17 protein-coding genes are annotated in these 15,867 nt (G+C 42.9%); 10 read left to right on the forward strand and 7 right to left on the reverse strand.

Going from position 1 to position 15,867, the window contains the following annotated elements; translation table 11 throughout:
• The first annotated feature begins 287 nt into the window (after positions 1 to 287).
• Positions 288 to 755, forward strand: coding sequence for an SRPBCC family protein (locus IEX80_RS15835; protein ID WP_090529304.1), 468 nt, complete (start codon positions 288 to 290; stop codon positions 753 to 755).
• 98 nt (positions 756 to 853) lie between these two features.
• On the opposite strand, the gene IEX80_RS15840 is transcribed toward IEX80_RS15835, so the two are convergent.
• The gene (locus IEX80_RS15840) at positions 854 to 1,648 is read right to left on the reverse strand and encodes an ATP-grasp domain-containing protein (RefSeq protein ID WP_090529307.1); all 795 of its coding nucleotides are present in this window, start codon (positions 1,646 to 1,648) and stop codon (positions 854 to 856) included.
• A gap of 92 nt (positions 1,649 to 1,740) precedes the next feature.
• Entirely contained in the window at positions 1,741 to 3,015 is a 1,275-nt protein-coding gene (locus IEX80_RS15845; protein WP_188833418.1) for an IPT/TIG domain-containing protein, read from the reverse strand.
• 332 nt (positions 3,016 to 3,347) lie between these two features.
• On the opposite strand from IEX80_RS15845, the gene IEX80_RS15850 reads away from it, so the two are divergent.
• Together IEX80_RS15850 and IEX80_RS15855 are read left to right on the forward strand one after the other, a co-directional pair.
• Positions 3,348 to 3,905, forward strand: a complete 558-nt coding sequence (locus tag IEX80_RS15850; protein WP_090529313.1) for a hypothetical protein — start codon at positions 3,348 to 3,350, stop codon at positions 3,903 to 3,905.
• Positions 3,906 to 3,932: 27 nt separating this feature from the next.
• Complete coding sequence (locus tag IEX80_RS15855) at positions 3,933 to 4,343, forward strand: hypothetical protein (RefSeq protein ID WP_090529315.1); 411 nt, start codon at positions 3,933 to 3,935, stop codon at positions 4,341 to 4,343.
• A gap of 259 nt (positions 4,344 to 4,602) precedes the next feature.
• Here the strand turns inward: IEX80_RS15855 and IEX80_RS15860 are convergent, their stop codons facing one another.
• Positions 4,603 to 5,862: a prephenate dehydrogenase gene (locus IEX80_RS15860; protein WP_090529318.1), complete on the reverse strand. Its 1,260-nt coding sequence runs from the start codon at positions 5,860 to 5,862 to the stop codon at positions 4,603 to 4,605.
• A 130-nt stretch (positions 5,863 to 5,992) separates the two neighbouring features.
• Between IEX80_RS15860 and IEX80_RS15865 the strand changes: the two genes are divergently transcribed.
• On the forward strand, positions 5,993 to 6,739 hold the full coding sequence (locus tag IEX80_RS15865) for a hypothetical protein (protein WP_139159989.1): 747 nt from the start codon (positions 5,993 to 5,995) through the stop codon (positions 6,737 to 6,739).
• Between the two features lie 139 nt (positions 6,740 to 6,878).
• Positions 6,879 to 7,502: an NUDIX hydrolase gene (locus IEX80_RS15870; RefSeq protein ID WP_090529324.1), complete on the forward strand. Its 624-nt coding sequence runs from the start codon at positions 6,879 to 6,881 to the stop codon at positions 7,500 to 7,502.
• A gap of 69 nt (positions 7,503 to 7,571) precedes the next feature.
• Here IEX80_RS15870 and IEX80_RS15875 read toward each other — a convergent pair whose 3' ends face one another.
• The 4 genes from IEX80_RS15875 to IEX80_RS15890 all read right to left on the reverse strand — a co-directional run bounded on the left by IEX80_RS15875 (position 7,572) and on the right by IEX80_RS15890 (position 10,791).
• On the reverse strand, positions 7,572 to 8,255 hold the full coding sequence (locus tag IEX80_RS15875) for a carboxypeptidase-like regulatory domain-containing protein (RefSeq protein WP_090529327.1): 684 nt from the start codon (positions 8,253 to 8,255) through the stop codon (positions 7,572 to 7,574).
• Between the two features lie 210 nt (positions 8,256 to 8,465).
• Positions 8,466 to 9,449 carry a toast rack family protein gene (locus IEX80_RS15880; protein ID WP_188833419.1) on the reverse strand — a complete coding sequence of 328 codons (984 nt, stop codon included), beginning with the start codon at positions 9,447 to 9,449 and terminating at the stop codon, positions 8,466 to 8,468.
• 4 nt (positions 9,450 to 9,453) lie between these two features.
• On the reverse strand, positions 9,454 to 10,053 hold the full coding sequence (locus IEX80_RS15885) for a PspC domain-containing protein (protein WP_176627919.1): 600 nt from the start codon (positions 10,051 to 10,053) through the stop codon (positions 9,454 to 9,456).
• A 33-nt stretch (positions 10,054 to 10,086) separates the two neighbouring features.
• On the reverse strand, positions 10,087 to 10,791 hold the full coding sequence (locus tag IEX80_RS15890) for an SDR family oxidoreductase (RefSeq protein ID WP_188833420.1): 705 nt from the start codon (positions 10,789 to 10,791) through the stop codon (positions 10,087 to 10,089).
• Positions 10,792 to 10,958: 167 nt separating this feature from the next.
• Between IEX80_RS15890 and IEX80_RS15895 the strand changes: the two genes are divergently transcribed.
• From IEX80_RS15895 to IEX80_RS15915, 5 genes are all read left to right on the forward strand, one after another.
• A complete protein-coding gene (locus IEX80_RS15895; protein ID WP_090529338.1) occupies positions 10,959 to 11,690 on the forward strand; it encodes an MlaE family ABC transporter permease in 732 nt (243 codons plus the stop codon).
• Positions 11,687 to 12,439, forward strand: coding sequence for an ABC transporter ATP-binding protein (locus IEX80_RS15900; protein WP_090529341.1), 753 nt, complete (start codon positions 11,687 to 11,689; stop codon positions 12,437 to 12,439). The genes IEX80_RS15895 and IEX80_RS15900 overlap by 4 nt, the downstream gene beginning before the upstream one ends.
• A 182-nt stretch (positions 12,440 to 12,621) precedes the next feature.
• The gene (locus tag IEX80_RS15905; protein ID WP_188833421.1) at positions 12,622 to 13,512 is read left to right on the forward strand and encodes a class I SAM-dependent methyltransferase; all 891 of its coding nucleotides are present in this window, start codon (positions 12,622 to 12,624) and stop codon (positions 13,510 to 13,512) included.
• A 120-nt stretch (positions 13,513 to 13,632) separates the two neighbouring features.
• Complete coding sequence (locus IEX80_RS15910; protein ID WP_176627916.1) at positions 13,633 to 14,706, forward strand: DUF4148 domain-containing protein; 1,074 nt, start codon at positions 13,633 to 13,635, stop codon at positions 14,704 to 14,706.
• 148 nt (positions 14,707 to 14,854) lie between these two features.
• Positions 14,855 to 15,820, forward strand: coding sequence for a Gfo/Idh/MocA family protein (locus IEX80_RS15915; RefSeq protein WP_188833422.1), 966 nt, complete (start codon positions 14,855 to 14,857; stop codon positions 15,818 to 15,820).
• Positions 15,821 to 15,867: the final 47 nt, after the last annotated feature.

A 15,867-nucleotide genomic window follows, 5' to 3' on the forward strand; every position in this document is an offset into this window, starting at 1 on the left:
ATCATCACAAAACTCACGATCTTTTATTCCGGCAAATGGTTTGAGCTTTCAGCTTAACCTTGTGCTTATTACGCCCCATTCACGCCTGTCGCTGCCCCGCAAGGGTGTCTGTGCCAATACCCTCAATAAAAACACGCGACACACATCGCCCTCAAAATGAAGCAATAAAAAATTTCCAGAAAAAATTGCGTAACTCAAAAGTTACCTATACATTTACGTAACTTTGAAGTTACCCATTTTAACAAGGCCTGTTAAATAACGAATTATTCAACTTAAAGATCAAAAAAATGACAACTACAGATTTCACAACAACCTTATTGGTAAACCACAGCCCTGAAGAAGTTTTTGATGCGTTAAAAAATGTCCGGGGATGGTGGTCAGGCCTGCATTCGGAAATATTTGAAGGCGAGTCGGAAAAACTTGGCGACGAGTTTTCATTCTTTGCCGGCGACGGGGCGCACTACACCAAACAAAAACTTGTTGAATTGGTCCCCAACAAGAAAATAGCCTGGCTGATTACCGATAGCAAGCTAACTTTTACACAAAACCAAACCGAGTGGACCGGCACCAAACTTTGCTTTGAAATTTTTGCAGAGGGCGATGCGACAAAAATTGTATTTACCCACGTTGGACTGGTACCAGAATTTGAATGTTATCACGCCTGCGCACCGGCATGGACACAATACATCCAGGAGCGGTTGCTGAACTGGATAAATACAGCTACGGCAAGCAAAACAATGTCAGCGGCGCAGTAATGCGTGATTTGGTATATCTGTTTTCATATCATTGGCTCGCACATGTGGCAAGCCAATGATATATTTTTTTATACAGTGAGTAAATTTCTACTTCTGTATTATGAAACCATCCACTCACCAGCATACTCAATAAACGCTTTATTTACAAAAGGAAAAACTGTAACGTTTGGAATATGGTTAACTTCCAGCAGGTACCTTTCGCCGTTTTTACCAATAATGTAATCAACGCCCACGGTTTGGAGATTAAAGTGTTTGGCTATAGCCGTGCTATCAAGCAATAGTTCCTGATCTATCTCCATTTCCCATGAACCTTCGTTATGGATTGATTTTAGCCAGGTGTCGCCTGTAAGCCTGATCTGCCAGTTTTTATCACCCACTATCATGATGCGTACAGCTTCGCCATCAATAAATTCTTCAATAACGGATGTTTCTGTACTTGTCCAGTCGCCGTTAAATTTATTTTTATCTTCACCACAATGCCATATGCCCCATTTGGCAACAACTTCTGTTTCTGAATTGTATTCCTGCTCGCCGATAACCATTCCGCGTTTGATGCCCGAAAATTTCGATACCGACAAGGCCCTTACCAAGCCGGGGATGCGTTGGCGCAGATCCATCATGCCAAGCGCATTAGGCAGACATGGCCCGTTCCACATGGCCAATAGCGTAATGAAATCGAGATCATCCTTGTAAATACCATGAAATATCACTTTGTTAACGAGCAAATACTTTCCTGGTATAGATGAACTTTCAACATATAGCTGCCCCTCAATAAGTTTCACCTGGGGTACCAGGTCATAATGCACCATCAGGTAGTTAAAATTTAAACTTTGTTTAAGTGCATTTACTTCGGCTTCTTCCAGGCCAATTACCAGGATGCGTATCTTGTCCATAGCATTACTTTTGTTTATTGAATATTTACTGATCGGCCATCATTCTGGCAGAGTCAATTACGGCTATATAAAACCAATCGTTTCACCCCACCCTAATTAAAGGTGACCTTGCTTATTTTGTGTACCCCGGAGTTCACTATATAAAGATTTCCGGTAGAATCAAAGGCAAGCCCCAAAGGACGATTGGTAGTGGCTGTTCCAAGAGCGCCGTTAACAATGCCATTTGTTGTGTTACCAGAAATAAGGGTTATCACCTGGCCTAATTTATTGAGCATCCTTATCCTGTAGAGATGGTTTTCAAAATCAGCATCGCTAAAAAATATATTACCTTCTGCGTCTGATACCAATGATTGAGGACCGAATATTTGTGCATTTGTTCCCTCGCCATCGGTAAGGCCAAATGCTCCATTACCTATAACAGTACTAACTTCGCCCTCGGGAGTAATTTTACGAATTCGGAAATGATCGGCATCAACTATATAAACATTACCTGTTGGATCGGCAGTTCCTCTGGTCATAACACCAAACCTCGCAGCACTTCCTTTCCCGTCAACATATCCCTGCTCTCCGGTTTTACCACCTGCAATAATTGTAGCAACTCCTGCGGGAGTGACCTTAAACACACAACCGCCACTGCTTAGATAATACAAATTCCCTGCCGCATTAATAGGTAAATCAATTGACTGAGAACCTAATTTTGCAACGGCTCCAGCACCATCTGCTAATCCGGTACTGGTAGCACTACCAGCTAAAACAGATACATTTTTTCCGGGCGATACTTTCAATATCGTGCCTGCAACTGGTATGTATAAATTGCCCTGTTCGTCGGCAGCGAAACCCGTGAAATTACTCACAGAAGTATTAGTGTAATATACCTCTTGCGCATCCGGTTTTATTTCATACACATTAGTACCGTCGGCACCAAACATACGTCCTGTGCCATCAAACTTAATTTGATCAATATTTATAGCTCCAAGAGATGTAAAATCAGTCATTGCTCCTGTTGTAACGGTAAAACCTGTAGCCGACGCCGCCTTTTTTCCGTTACTAAGTAATTCTATTTTACCGGTGGCTGCCGTTGCGGGTACCGTTGCCACAATTTGAGTTGCTGTTACCGAATTAATTTTGGCAGTAACACCGTTAAACGTAACCGTGTTGTTAGCTATAGTAGTGTTAAAGTTTGTTCCTGTTATAGTTACCACGGTATTGGGTAAGCCCTTGGCAGGAGCAAATGCTGTTATGGTAACCGGCAATTCGGGATTAATGGGTGGCTTGGGTTGCGATTTTGAACAGGAGATGAGCAAAATTGAAAAAGCGGATATAACAACGAGGTTTGAAATTGCCTTTACAGGATAAAAATTGCGCATATATAGTTTAGATTGGTTTAGGAAACAAATGTAGCTATTTATCGCCGGAAATAAGGACAGTCAGATAAGTGTCGCGCATAATTGAAATTATTAAGACTGACACCATCCTGTCAGTGTTCCACTTTAAAAGCACCAACCAGTAACGCGTTGATTATCAAAACACATCACTGGTTGAAGTTTAGCGATAGTACAAATCGTCCTAAAATAAGTTAAGCCTTCAACTTAACCGGCGTTGTTGATCTATGTATACGACAACATTGTGAGTACCAATAACTGATCCCGATGGGAGAAGCTACATTAGTTTATTATATATTTGAGAAACAAATAACCTTATGACAATAAAGTTAGGCGACTTCTTCCCTAAGAAATCAGTAGATGAGCCTGCATTGGAACTTGACGACCCAAGATGGTCAACCTTAGAAGGCGGTTACAGAGGAACATTATATGATGCTTCAATAGCCTTGAAGAAACTTGAACTTGCAGACAATAAACAAACTGTTAACCAAATCTATCAAGAACTATGGAACGAGCTACACCATCAGGGAGACGTTGGTTTAGCCTCATATTATTCAGTTCCTCATTTAGTTCGAATATCATTACAAAAACAGATTGTGGATTATAATATCCTTGGCCTTGTTTCCGTCATTGAAATACAAAGGCACAAGGACAATCCACTTTTACCTACTAAATTAAAGCCAAATTATAAGAAAGCTATTGAAGATTTGGCAGAGCTTGCAAAACTTGCTATGAGCCAATATTGGGATTTAGATTTAGCAACAACAGCATTAACAGCAATTGCGTTAGCTAAAGGGCAAGTAAAATTAGCAAATGCTATTCTGAACATGGATAGTGAAGATACTATAGCTGAGTTCCTTGAATCCTATAGTTAGCCATTTGCTGATATATTCCCTGATACAATGAAGAAAAAACTTTGTGGCTTAGAATTTAATATAGAGAATATAGAGCAGATCATTAACATGGGCGGCCCATGGATTTGCTCTATATACCTCGAAAACCATTTAATTTCAGACCATTGTGTTATCGACAATATTTTAGAACATCCTTCCTTTGAAAGAGTTTATTTCGTTAAATATCACCGTACCTCAAAATGGAAAACAGATAACTTCTTTACTTTGAATTACTTTTCGGTTAATGATAATAAGATCTATCAATCAAAACGAAGATTTGAAATGCTCTATCTTAAAAAAATTTTGAATCAGGAAAGCATCGAGATATTCTATGCATTTCATGACAAAAACCAAGATAGAAGAGATGTTTTCGCAGTCTCTGAACAACAATTTGATATAATATCAGAATATTTGAAATGACCTTAGCTTTTCTGAAAGCTTACAACCAATGTCAGTGTTCAATTTTTCAAAAACAGGGTGTTCAACATTTTACGAGCCAAAATTACAACTAACTGACTATCAACACCAACCTGTTCAAAACAGCGAATAGATGATTTTACAGAATTTATAAACAACTGATTATCAACAACAATCAGATTACAAAAAACAACAAGTGTTCACACCTTAAAAAATTGAACACCTGCCAATCAATCCCTAATCTCTAATCACTAATACCAAACTACTCCATCATCAACCTGCGGATCAGCTCCGCACTTTGCGCTTTGCCCTCTTCAAGCCGGTGGCTAAAGAATGCCTGCGTATCGTTAAAGTGTTTCTTATATCCCTCCATATCCCCATATCCAATAATAGCCGACCATTCCCTCACCGCCGAGTGAAACTCCAGGTCATCGCCGCGGATGGTTTTATCGTACAGGGCTGTTTCCAGTGATTCTTCCAGCAGCTCTTCGTTCTTAAACAGGTATTCGGCAATACCCAAGCGCAGACGGAAGGGCGGGGTTTGGCAAATGAGGTTATCATAGGGATTAACGCCGAGGTGGTACCAGGCATCAACCATGCTCAGGATACTGAGGTGCGAGTTTGGCTTTTGATGATCGGCATGCTGTGACAGCGAGAACTCCTTCATCACCGTATCATTGAGCATAATAGGCTTGCGGCTTTCGTGAAAAACAAAGTCACGCGCGCGGTAAAGGCGCTGCTTAAACGCATCGGCTTCTTCCTTGATCATCAGCTTAAACAACTCCGACTCCGATTCGGCATAGCGCTTCACCTGCTGGCGGGCATACGGGTTGAGGATAGCAAGCCCGGCATAAACGTGGGCCTTATAGCTGAAGATGCGGAGGGTGGTCAGGATCTTCACATTATCTATCCCCCCAATATATGAAGCGTTTTCCCAGGGGAAAAACCCGGCCGATTTCCAGGCTGTGCCCATGCTCTCAAAACCAACGTGGGTAACGGCCTGGGTATCGGCTACGATGCGGTCGTGCTCGTGGTAGTCGGCAATTTCAACTATATTGCTGCCAATGGCCGTAAACAGGTCGTACATGCGCTGGTAGGCATCGGGCGTTGAGCGGTGCGGGATCAGGATGAGGGTTTGCCCGGCGGGTTCAAACCCCGGGCCGTGCATGCCATGAAAAGTAACTATCTGGGCATCGGCAGGCAGGTGCTTTTCAAAGGTGGCAATCTCCGGGGACTTAACCGAAGTTTGCCCGGCCACTATAGCGCCGTACTTGGTTGAAGGGCCATACTCGGCAACCACACGCTCCATGCTATCGGCCTCAACCGAATAGATGATCAGGTCGTTGATGCGGGCAACGTCGCTGCCGTGATCCATAACGGTGATGCCGTGGGGCTTAAGCTCTTCTTCAAGCTTTTCACGGTTGGCAGGCAGGTCGCAGCCCGAAACGGTGTAACCGGCCTTTGCGAAAGCCTTTGCGTACAGGCGGCCCATGTCGCCTAACCCAATAATACCTATATTCATGCCGCTAATATAACTATGAGTAGGTTAATTACGTACGAAAGCTTATTTTAGCCTCAAAAACGCAGGGTGTATATAATAAAAACCGTAAACATCCTGTTTTGTTAATAGCATATACCTAATTTTACATTTGATGAACAAGCATTTACTACTTACGATAACGGTTTTAATAGCGATGATAACGGGCAGTGTTGCGGCAACTTTTGCACAGGACAGCACCAGGAAGAAAACCGCTGCCTTAAAGCCTAATGCTATTCCGCCCATTGTAAGATCGAGCCCGGCAGCGCTTAAAAATCCGGCTGTAACATCGCAACAACCTACTAAATCTGCTTATACCCTGCCCAAAATCAGTGCTGCTGCCGATTCGGCCCTGCAAAAAGATAAAAGCCTTAATGGCCAGTACAAATACCTGCTCAGCAAACTATACCACTATCAGCAGCCGCTGGTTGCCGCCCTGTGGAAAAACATGAAGGATACCCTGAACACCGAGCGCCGCCAGCTTAAAGAGGCCCGGGCCAAACTTGCCGAACAGGGTAAAAATGTTGAAAGCCTTAAATCTGACGCAAGCAATAAGGAACAAGCCCTCAACGAATCAAACGCCAAACGCGATGAGATAAGCCTATTAGGCATTCCGTTTACCAAAGCAACATACAACCTGGTAATGTGGGGACTGGTTATTGTATTTGGGGTAGTTGCCGTTATCGTGATAGCCCGCTCGGGTGCACACAGCCGCGAAGCTAAATACCGCATCAAGCTTTACGAAGAGCTTGACGAAGAATACAAAGCCTATAAAGCTAAAGCCAACGAAAAAGAAAAGAAGCTTGCCCGCGAACTTCAAACCGAACGCAATAAGCTTGATGAGCTGTTAGGCAGAGGATAATTTTTTTGATTTCAGAATTACACATACTTCATGTCATTGCGAAGCGTGGCAATCGCATACGCCTTGCTGCGAGATTGCCGCGTCGCGCCATACACACAGGCAGCCCCGCTCCTCGCAATGACATAATTTTATAAACATCATGCCCAATACCAACCTGCTTTCTCTCATAACTCAATTACGTTCCGTTGCCGATACAGGTCTGCTATACGCCAAAAACGAATACGATATTGAACGTTACCAGGAACTGCAACACCTGAGCACTAAAATGTTTGATGAGGTAAGCGGCTATGGTGCAGAGACCATCAATATGCTATTTCCCCAGGCAACGGATTACCCTACTGCCAAAGTTGACTTGCGTGGCATCCTGCTTTCGCCGGATAATAAGATCCTGCTGGCTAAAGAGAGCGGGGATGGAAAATGGTCGTTACCCGGTGGATGGGGCGATATAGGCTATACACCTAAGGAAACCATAGTAAAAGAGTTTTGGGAGGAAACCGGTTTCCAGGTTACCGCCGACAGGCTGCTGGCCGTATTTGATAAAAAAATGCACCCGCACCCGCCACAGCCTTTTTATGTGTATAAAATGGTTTTCTACTGTAAAGCCATAACCACAGAAATTAATAAAGGCTTTGATGTGCTGGATGTTCAGTATTTTGACATCAACAATCTGCCCCCACTATCGGAAGACCGGATCCTGAAAAGCCAAATCGAACTGCTCTATCAAAAGATCATTACTAACGATATCAGCGTTTGGGCAGATTGATTAATGCTAACTGCGCCAACTCATATCTAACCCAAACTGCTACTGCAACTGTCGCTGCTACTAAAAAAACTACTCTTTCAAATCAGGCAGCGTACGTTTATCAGCCGGTAGTGCCAGATACTTCTTGTACGAATCATTGATATAAACCGCCAGCGACGGACCACTGTTACTTTTGATGAACGCGTATGACGGCCTGTAAAGCGTCATGAAATTTTCAAGCTCCCGGCCACGCAACGGAATAATGCTTTGCACGTAGTTCATGGTAAACACTTCGTCTACATGGCGCTCTTCTTCTTCGTGCTTAAAATATTTTTTTAAACGACGGGCGTCTTTTGCTTCCTTGCTAAACCATGAGGTTGGGGACAGGGGATAAATTTTACTCCGGGTGTATACCTCGGGATATTCTTTATGAGCATCAAAAGTTTCGCGTTTGGCGTTGATGTTAACCTGCTTTAAAGCTATGGTTTGAGCAACCAATTCTATTTTTTTGTTGGTAAAATCGGTAACATATAAGGTATCCGATACATAACCCGGAGAACTGAAAATAAGCGTATGCCCTGTTTCGGTACGGATACTGAAATTACCTTTGCTGTCGGTAATGGTCATCTGCCGGTTTTGGTTATCGCGCACAAAAACATCCCCCATTTTATTGTTTTTACCAAACTCAAAAACAGTGCCTTTTACAACGGTTTGGGCATTTACGGTGCAGGCTAAAAACAGTAATGCGAATAATACAAGGTATCGGTATTTCATAGTAGATTATTTGTGCTGTAAATTAAACTTATTTTTTGTACCAAAGGTTTTCAATTTAACACTTTTTAACCCCACCCTTGTCTTAAATGACAAAACCCTGAACCAGCATTACCATATGGTGCAAAAAAAACGCTCCATCAAATTGATGGAGCGGATGGCAAGTCATTATTGTTGTATTATGTCCCGGTATCGTTTTACTCAGGATTTAGGTTAATATCGGTTAACTTTAAAATCAGAGATCCCACCACTCATATGGATCAGGATCCTGTTTTTTGCGGCATCAAAGCCATCGGTTTCGTAGTCGTTATCACTCTTTTTACTAAAGCCCTCAAACTCATTTGATGAGAGGCCGGTATTGGAGGTGATACGGCATGCAGCGCCCTTTGGTACCCTTATAGTAACCTCCGACGCGCCGGTTGAAACCTCTATATTAGTATTGGCAAGAGGGGCTCCAAGCTTAACATCAAACGAGGCTGCACCGCCCTTTAAAGATAAGCTTTTTATTTTAAATTTTGAAAGATCAAAATTTAAATCTGTTGCACCTGTAGTTACGTCAATATCCCAAACCGGATTGGTGTTTAATTTGATGTCGGCCTTATTGTTTTTGCGGTCGTCGGAGTCAAAATGAAAACCTTTATTATTTTTCAAATTAAGGTTAAGCACATATACCGAATCATCCTTACTATGGTTAAAGGTATACTTACCGTAAAGTTCCTGCGTTTGGGCATTGAACAAATCGGCAGTGCTGTCGCTTAAATTATATATGGTACCGCCGCCGCTGATGTTAAGGCGGGCATGTTTAATATCCGCAGTATACTCCTGTTTAAAAGTTTTATCGCCGCCTATTTTAACCACGCCCTGATCGGTGTTGGTAGTATCGGTGTCGTCGTCATCGTCATTGTTATAATCATCGCTGTGGAAGGTCCATGCATTTGGCCAAAAATGGTAGCGTTTGCCAAAGTTGCCAAATACCAGCAATGCAAAGCAGCCTACTACAACCGCCAGCTTGAGAATAGTAGCCAATGGCGACCGGTTGCCTGCAAATACCAGGCTGATACCCCCCATTATTAAAAATATAGGCCATAGATACAGGAGGTTCATCCAGTCGAAATTTATTACGTGGAAGTTATCCAGCAGGAATACCACTCCCAACAATACCAGGATCGCGCCCGGAACAAGTTTATCGCTTCTCATAATATTATATAGTTGGAGGTGTATCTTTTGTTTCAGTTTCTTCTTTTGCAGGTTCGGCTTCCGGAGCGTCTGTTACCTCGTTAGCATGCCAGTTTTGTTTTTCCCATGGCTGTTTTTTTACTCCTGAAATTATCAGGGCAATACCGGCGCCTACCAGCATTACGGGCCAAAGGCTTTCAAAATCCCAGTCGGGCATCAGGTCAAGCTCGTTAAGCAGAAATATCGACCCCAAAAAGATCATCGCCACGCCAAATATTAACCCAACTGTTGAAGCCTGCTTTTTAGGAGGATTTACAAATGGCGGAGGATTAAAAGGCCGGCCGGCAAATTTCGGGTCGTAAAATGGTCCTGATTGTGGAGCACCTGTAAACGGGTTATCCTGCGGAGGTACCCTGTAATCAACGCCGGGGGTAAAGTCAAAGCCTTTCTTGGGCAATACTATCCATAGTACTATATATATAGGTAAGCTAAAGCCTTTTAAAATAAGGGTTACCAAAAATATCGCCCTGATAACTGCCACGTCCGTGCCAAAGTGCTCGGCAAGGCCCGCGCAAACACCGCCTATTACCTTTCGGTGTTCATCGCGATGAAGTTTCTTTTCCATAATTTATGTTCGTTTATGTTTTAAGTTGATTTATCATAACTGGCCCGGCGCAGGTTTGATGATGATTTCGTCGACATTGGCGCCGGGGCTCATCCTGTAAATATTGATGATTGCCGATGCTATGTCTTCGGGCAGCACCATGGTATTTGGGTCAACCACCGCGCCTTTCCATGAATCCGTTAACGTTGATCCCGGAATTACGGCCGTAACTTTTACACCATGCTCCTGCATCTCGAGCCTCATTACTCTTGTTAGACCTAACAACGCATACTTTGTTACACTGTAACTACCCGCTTGTGGCACCGGGTTTATAGCGGCTACCGAACATATATTAAAAAAGTGGCCTTTATGCGCCTTTGCCATGGTTTTACCAAAATAACGGTACAACTCATAGGCCGGCATCAGGTTGGTATTCATCTGTACCTGAAGGGTATCCTCGTTATCATCCAATATACTTGCGGGGATGAACGTGCCCAGGTTATTTACTACAACATCAATAAAACCAAATTCTGCTTCTGCTGCAGCTGCAAATTTCAGCAGTTCGGCTTTATTACTGCCATCGGCCTTCATAGCAAAAACCTTTACCTCGGCATCAAATTGTTCAAGCTCATCTTTAAAATTCAATAATTCCTGCTCGTTCCGCGAACAAATTGCCACGTTTAATCCTTCATTAGCAAAAGCAATTGCAATTGAGCGGCCCATGCCTTTAGTTGAACCGGTGATGAGTACGTTTTTCATATTGTTTAAATTAATTTTTATAGTTAGTGAAGCTTTATGCCCGCAATTTACGTAAGCAGAGTAATTGAAACGCTTATAAAATTGAATTTAAATGACTGGTTTTAACACCTGACCATTTAGGCTTAAAGGTAAAAAGCGTATTTTTAACCGATTTTTTATGCATCTACATGTTTCATAGCTTAGGAAAATATATACTCTTACTGCGTTTAAGTTTCAGGAAACCCGAAAAATTCAGTGTATACTGGGCCGAGATCATGCGTGAGATGGTTTCGGTGGGTATTGGCTCTTTAGGCATTGTTGCTATTATTTCGCTTTTTATTGGCGCGGTAGCTACCATCCAAACGGCTTTCCAGCTTATCAGCGATTTTATCCCCAAAACAGTGGTAGGAGGTATTACCCGCGATTCAACTATCCTGGAGTTTAGCCCAACCATATCGGCACTGGTATTGGCCGGCCGTGTAGGCTCGGCCATGGCATCGCAAATTGGCACAATGCGCGTTACCGAACAGATAGATGCCCTGGAAATTATGGGTGTAAACGCCCCTGGTTATTTGATATCGCCTAAAATCATTTCCGGTGTTACCATGATCCCCTTACTGGTTATTGTTTCTGTAGGTTTAGGATTAACCGGCGGCTATATTGCCTGCTGGGCATCAAATGATGTATCAACCAATGATTATTTGAGAGGCCTGACCGACGGATTTAACCCGGTTATTGTCACTGTTTGCGCCGTTAAAGCGATATCATTCGGCTTCGTAATTACCTCCATATGTTCATACCAGGGCTTTTATGTTAACGGCGGATCACTTGAGGTTGGCCAATCTGCAACACGCGGAGTGGTGTGGAGCTGTATCATGATCCTGTTTTGTGACCTTATCATTTCACGCCTGTTACTATGATCGAAATACAAGACGTATATAAAAGCTTCGGCGAAAACGAAGTACTGAAGGGCATCACTGCAATTTTCCATCCCGGAAAAAACAACCTGATCATCGGTGGGTCTGGTTCTGGTAAAACCACTTTGCTTAAATGCATTGTTGGGCTGCATGAACCTACTAAGGGCGATGTGATTTTTGATGGCGAGAATTTTACCAATATGAATTTTGAGCAACGCGTGCCTATCCGTACTCAAATAGGGATGCTTTTTCAGAACTCGGCCCTTTTTGACTCCATGACGGTTGAGCAAAACATTATGTTTCCGCTTAACCTGTTCACCGATCAATCAAAAAGCGAAAAACTTGACCGCGCCAACTTTTGTCTCGAAAGGGTTAACCTTGCCGGCAAAAACAAATTATATCCATCCGAACTATCAGGAGGTATGAAAAAACGTGTGGGTATCGCCCGCGCCATTTCCATGCAACCTAAATATTTGTTTGTTGACGAACCTAACTCGGGTCTTGATCCGGTAACATCTATCCTGATAGATGAACTGATTGCCGAACTTACAGCAGAGTACAGCATTACTACTGTAGTGGTAACCCACGATATGAACTCGGTAATGGGTATTGGCGATCACATCATTTTCCTTCACCAGGGTAAAAAATGGTGGGAAGGATCGAATAAGGAGATAGCCAAAACCGACAACAAAGAGCTCAACGAATTTGTATTTGCCAGTCCGTTTATGCGGGCAGCGAAGGCTACGCTATAGCGAGTCAGAAGTGGGAGGTCCGAAAGTCCGAAAGAAAGCATTTTTGTGTGAAAATTGAGAGATCGAAAGTCCGTAGGAAAAACCTTAGATTTGCGCAATTAAATTAATTAACGCAAGATTTCCGGCAATAGACTTCTCTATCTTTCGGACATCCGACTTACGGACTTTCGGACTTCAAAAAAATGATCCAATTACTTACCCCAACGCACTGGAAAGATTACGAACTGATTGATTGCGGCGACTTTGAAAAGCTGGAACGTTTTGGGAATATCATACTCATCCGTCCCGAACCGCAGGCGGTTTGGAACAAAACCCTGCCCGCTTCAGAGTGGCAGCGTCTACACCATATCAAGTTTAAAGGCCGTTCGGCAACATCAGGCGAGTGGTTGAAAAAAGATCCTAAAACTCCCGACCGCTGGCATATCGAATATAAAAACAAGGAAGCCGCCATTAAATTCAGGCTGGGCCTTACCTCGTTTAAACATGTTGGTATCTTCCCGGAACAGGCTGTAAACTGGGATTACATTAGCCAAAACGTTAAACGCTTCAAAACGCCAGATCCTAAAGTACTTAACCTGTTTGCCTATACCGGCGGTGCTTCATTAATTGCGCGCGCCGCAGGTGCCGATACCACTCACGTTGACTCCATTAAACAAGTAGTTACCTGGGCCAATGAAAACCAGGAAATTTCAGGACTTAAAGATATACGCTGGGTTGTTGAGGATGCTCTGAAGTTTGTTAAACGCGAATTGAAACGCAGTAAAAAATACAATGGCATCATTCTCGATCCGCCAGCTTACGGCAATGGGCCAAACGGCGAAAAATGGAAACTGGAAGATAATATCACCGAAATGATGCGTGATGTAACCCAACTGCTCGACCCTGAAGAGCATTTCCTGATCCTGAACACTTACTCTCTTGGATTTTCATCTGTAATAGTTGAAAACCTCATTAAAAGCTCGTTCCCGCAGGTGCAAAACCTCGAAATTGGCGAGCTTTACCTGCAGGCCACAGCCGGGTCAAAACTACCTTTAGGGGTTTTTGGAAAGTTTCATAAAATTAAAAGTAATTAATTTCCAATATCTATCTTTGGCGGCGACCAAACCAACACAATTGCTGCTTTATAAGTAGCTGGAAATTAAATTAATTAAACACGCCTTACATACACCTGCATTATATTGAAAGTTAAAACAATGAAATTAAAAACGCTTGTACTATCCGCTACATTTGTGGCATCGGCAGCTTTGCTTTTAAACAGCTGCTCACAAAACGGCAGCAATGCCAAAACCGACGGTAAAAAAACCGCAGCTGCAGTTAAAGGTGATTCGGCCCAGGCTGAAACAGCAGATACCTTAAGCGTTAAAAAATCCACCTACCCTCCTATTGATAAAAAGCTGTACGATTCGTTGATGAAATTCAACGCGCATGGTGATACTACAGGCAGGTGGCCAGTAAAAAATACGCCTTATCCAATTGGTGGAGCTATTTTACCATTCAAACGTGTAGTTGCTTATTACGGTAACCTATACTCAAAAAGAATGGGCATTTTGGGCGAATTGCCGCCAAAAGAAATGCTTGCCAAATTAAAAGGCGAAGTAAAACACTGGGAAAAGGCAGATCCTAAAACTCCTGTTCAACCTGCGTTGCATTACATTGCCGTTGTAGCCCAGGGCGATGGCGGTAAAGACGGCAAATTCCGTTATCGTATGCCATTTAAACAGATCGACAGTGTATTGGTACTGGCTAAAAAAGCCCATGCTATTGTATTTTTAGATGTACAGGTAGCTTTAAGCAACATCCGCGCGGAATTACCACTACTTGAAAAATACCTGGAATTGCCACAAGTACATTTTGGTATGGACCCTGAGTTTTCAATGAAAGACGGAACTCACCCAGGTAAAAAGATTGGCACTTATGATGCCGATGACATCAACTACGTATCAGACTATCTTGCCAAAATTGTTAAGAAAAATGGACTGCCGCCAAAAATCCTGATAGTTCACCGCTTTACTAAAAAGATGGTGACCAATTATAAGAGTATCAAATTGCACCCGGAAATTCAACTGGTAATGAACATGGATGGCTGGGGCGAACCTGACCTAAAAACCGGCACTTACCGCTACTTCATTAACCAGGAGCCGGTACAGTTTACAGGCTTTAAATTGTTTTACAAAAACGATATCAAAAAACCACCTCACCACATGTTAACCCCTGAGGAGGTTTTATCAAGATACAAACCATACCCGATTTATATCCAGTATCAATAAGTTGGAAGTCTTAAGTCGAGAGTCTAAGTAGGAAGTTAAAAGTCCTGAGTAGTAATAATATATTATTTACTCAGGGCTTTTGCATTTAAAGCCATATACTTGAAAAATCAATTTTTGACTTAGAACTCCGAACTTAAGACTTAGAACTATGTTTAAATGGGGCATTATTGGATGCGGGCGTATTGCACACAGATTTATGCAGGGTTTCGCAGTTGTTGATGGCGTTGAACTTGCAGCATCCTATTCGCGTAGAGCTGAAACTGTTGATGCCTTTGTTGCACAATATGGTGGTATAGCTTGTAGAAGTATCGATGAATTACTCGCCAGTGATATCGATGCAGTTTATATAGCTACGCTGCCTGACAGCCATGCCGCCTATAGCATTGCCGCGCTTAAAGCAGGTAAACATGTGCTTTGCGAAAAACCGGTTACCGTAAACCTTGCCGAGTTGGATAATGTACTTGCCGTTGCCAAACATACCGGCTTGCTTTTTATGGAAGGAATGAAACCGCCCTTCTACCCTTTATACAGTAAATTAAAAGAATATATTACTGATGACCCTATAGGTCCTGTTGGCTATATACGCGCCGGATCGGCCGTGGCCGATTGTCCGCCCGATCATCCAAATTACAATCTTGAACTTGTCGGTGGTAGCCTCATGGGGATTGCCATTTACGAAGCCTTTTTGGCACTCGACTGGCTCGGCCCCATGCAGGACATCCAAACCATGGGCAGGTTTGGTGAAACCGGGATTGATATGTTTGCTATATTCCAGACCCTGCATCAAAATGGGTACGCGCAATTGTATTGTGGTTTTGATATGCATGGCAAAGGAGATGCACTGATAGTAGGAACATTAGGACACATCACCATCCACAAAAACTGGTGGAACCCGGCAAAGGCCACTATTAGTTATCTTGATGGCCGTACCATAGAACTGGATGAACCATTTACCGCCGGAGGGCTTAACTATGAGATCATCCATTTTTGTGAACTTATAAAACAAGGCAAAACCGAAAGCTTGGTACTGCCTCATGATCTATCCAGGCAGATGATTGCCATGATAGATCAGGCAAGGGAGCAAATAGGGTTAAAGTATCCGGTGGAAAAGTAGAATCTATAATAAACTTTGCTGGCGCAAGTTTTGTGCGATAGCCGGAG

It is taken from the genome of Mucilaginibacter rubeus (assembly GCF_014643835.1).
Taxonomy (GTDB): Bacteria; Bacteroidota; Bacteroidia; order Sphingobacteriales; family Sphingobacteriaceae; genus Mucilaginibacter; species Mucilaginibacter rubeus.

Coding starts and splice junctions, on each gene's coding strand:
- IEX80_RS15835 (WP_090529304.1), top strand. CDS start 288: ATGACAACTACAGATTTCACAACAACCTTATTGGTAAACCACAGCCCT.
- IEX80_RS15840 (WP_090529307.1), bottom strand. CDS start 1,648: ATGGACAAGATACGCATCCTGGTAATTGGCCTGGAAGAAGCCGAAGTA.
- IEX80_RS15845 (WP_188833418.1), bottom strand. CDS start 3,015: ATGCGCAATTTTTATCCTGTAAAGGCAATTTCAAACCTCGTTGTTATA.
- IEX80_RS15850 (WP_090529313.1), top strand. CDS start 3,348: ATGACAATAAAGTTAGGCGACTTCTTCCCTAAGAAATCAGTAGATGAG.
- IEX80_RS15855 (WP_090529315.1), top strand. CDS start 3,933: ATGAAGAAAAAACTTTGTGGCTTAGAATTTAATATAGAGAATATAGAG.
- IEX80_RS15860 (WP_090529318.1), bottom strand. CDS start 5,862: ATGAATATAGGTATTATTGGGTTAGGCGACATGGGCCGCCTGTACGCA.
- IEX80_RS15865 (WP_139159989.1), top strand. CDS start 5,993: ATGAACAAGCATTTACTACTTACGATAACGGTTTTAATAGCGATGATA.
- IEX80_RS15870 (WP_090529324.1), top strand. CDS start 6,879: ATGCCCAATACCAACCTGCTTTCTCTCATAACTCAATTACGTTCCGTT.
- IEX80_RS15875 (WP_090529327.1), bottom strand. CDS start 8,255: ATGAAATACCGATACCTTGTATTATTCGCATTACTGTTTTTAGCCTGC.
- IEX80_RS15880 (WP_188833419.1), bottom strand. CDS start 9,449: ATGAGAAGCGATAAACTTGTTCCGGGCGCGATCCTGGTATTGTTGGGA.
- IEX80_RS15885 (WP_176627919.1), bottom strand. CDS start 10,053: ATGGAAAAGAAACTTCATCGCGATGAACACCGAAAGGTAATAGGCGGT.
- IEX80_RS15890 (WP_188833420.1), bottom strand. CDS start 10,791: ATGAAAAACGTACTCATCACCGGTTCAACTAAAGGCATGGGCCGCTCA.
- IEX80_RS15895 (WP_090529338.1), top strand. CDS start 10,959: ATGTTTCATAGCTTAGGAAAATATATACTCTTACTGCGTTTAAGTTTC.
- IEX80_RS15900 (WP_090529341.1), top strand. CDS start 11,687: ATGATCGAAATACAAGACGTATATAAAAGCTTCGGCGAAAACGAAGTA.
- IEX80_RS15905 (WP_188833421.1), top strand. CDS start 12,622: ATGATCCAATTACTTACCCCAACGCACTGGAAAGATTACGAACTGATT.
- IEX80_RS15910 (WP_176627916.1), top strand. CDS start 13,633: ATGAAATTAAAAACGCTTGTACTATCCGCTACATTTGTGGCATCGGCA.
- IEX80_RS15915 (WP_188833422.1), top strand. CDS start 14,855: ATGTTTAAATGGGGCATTATTGGATGCGGGCGTATTGCACACAGATTT.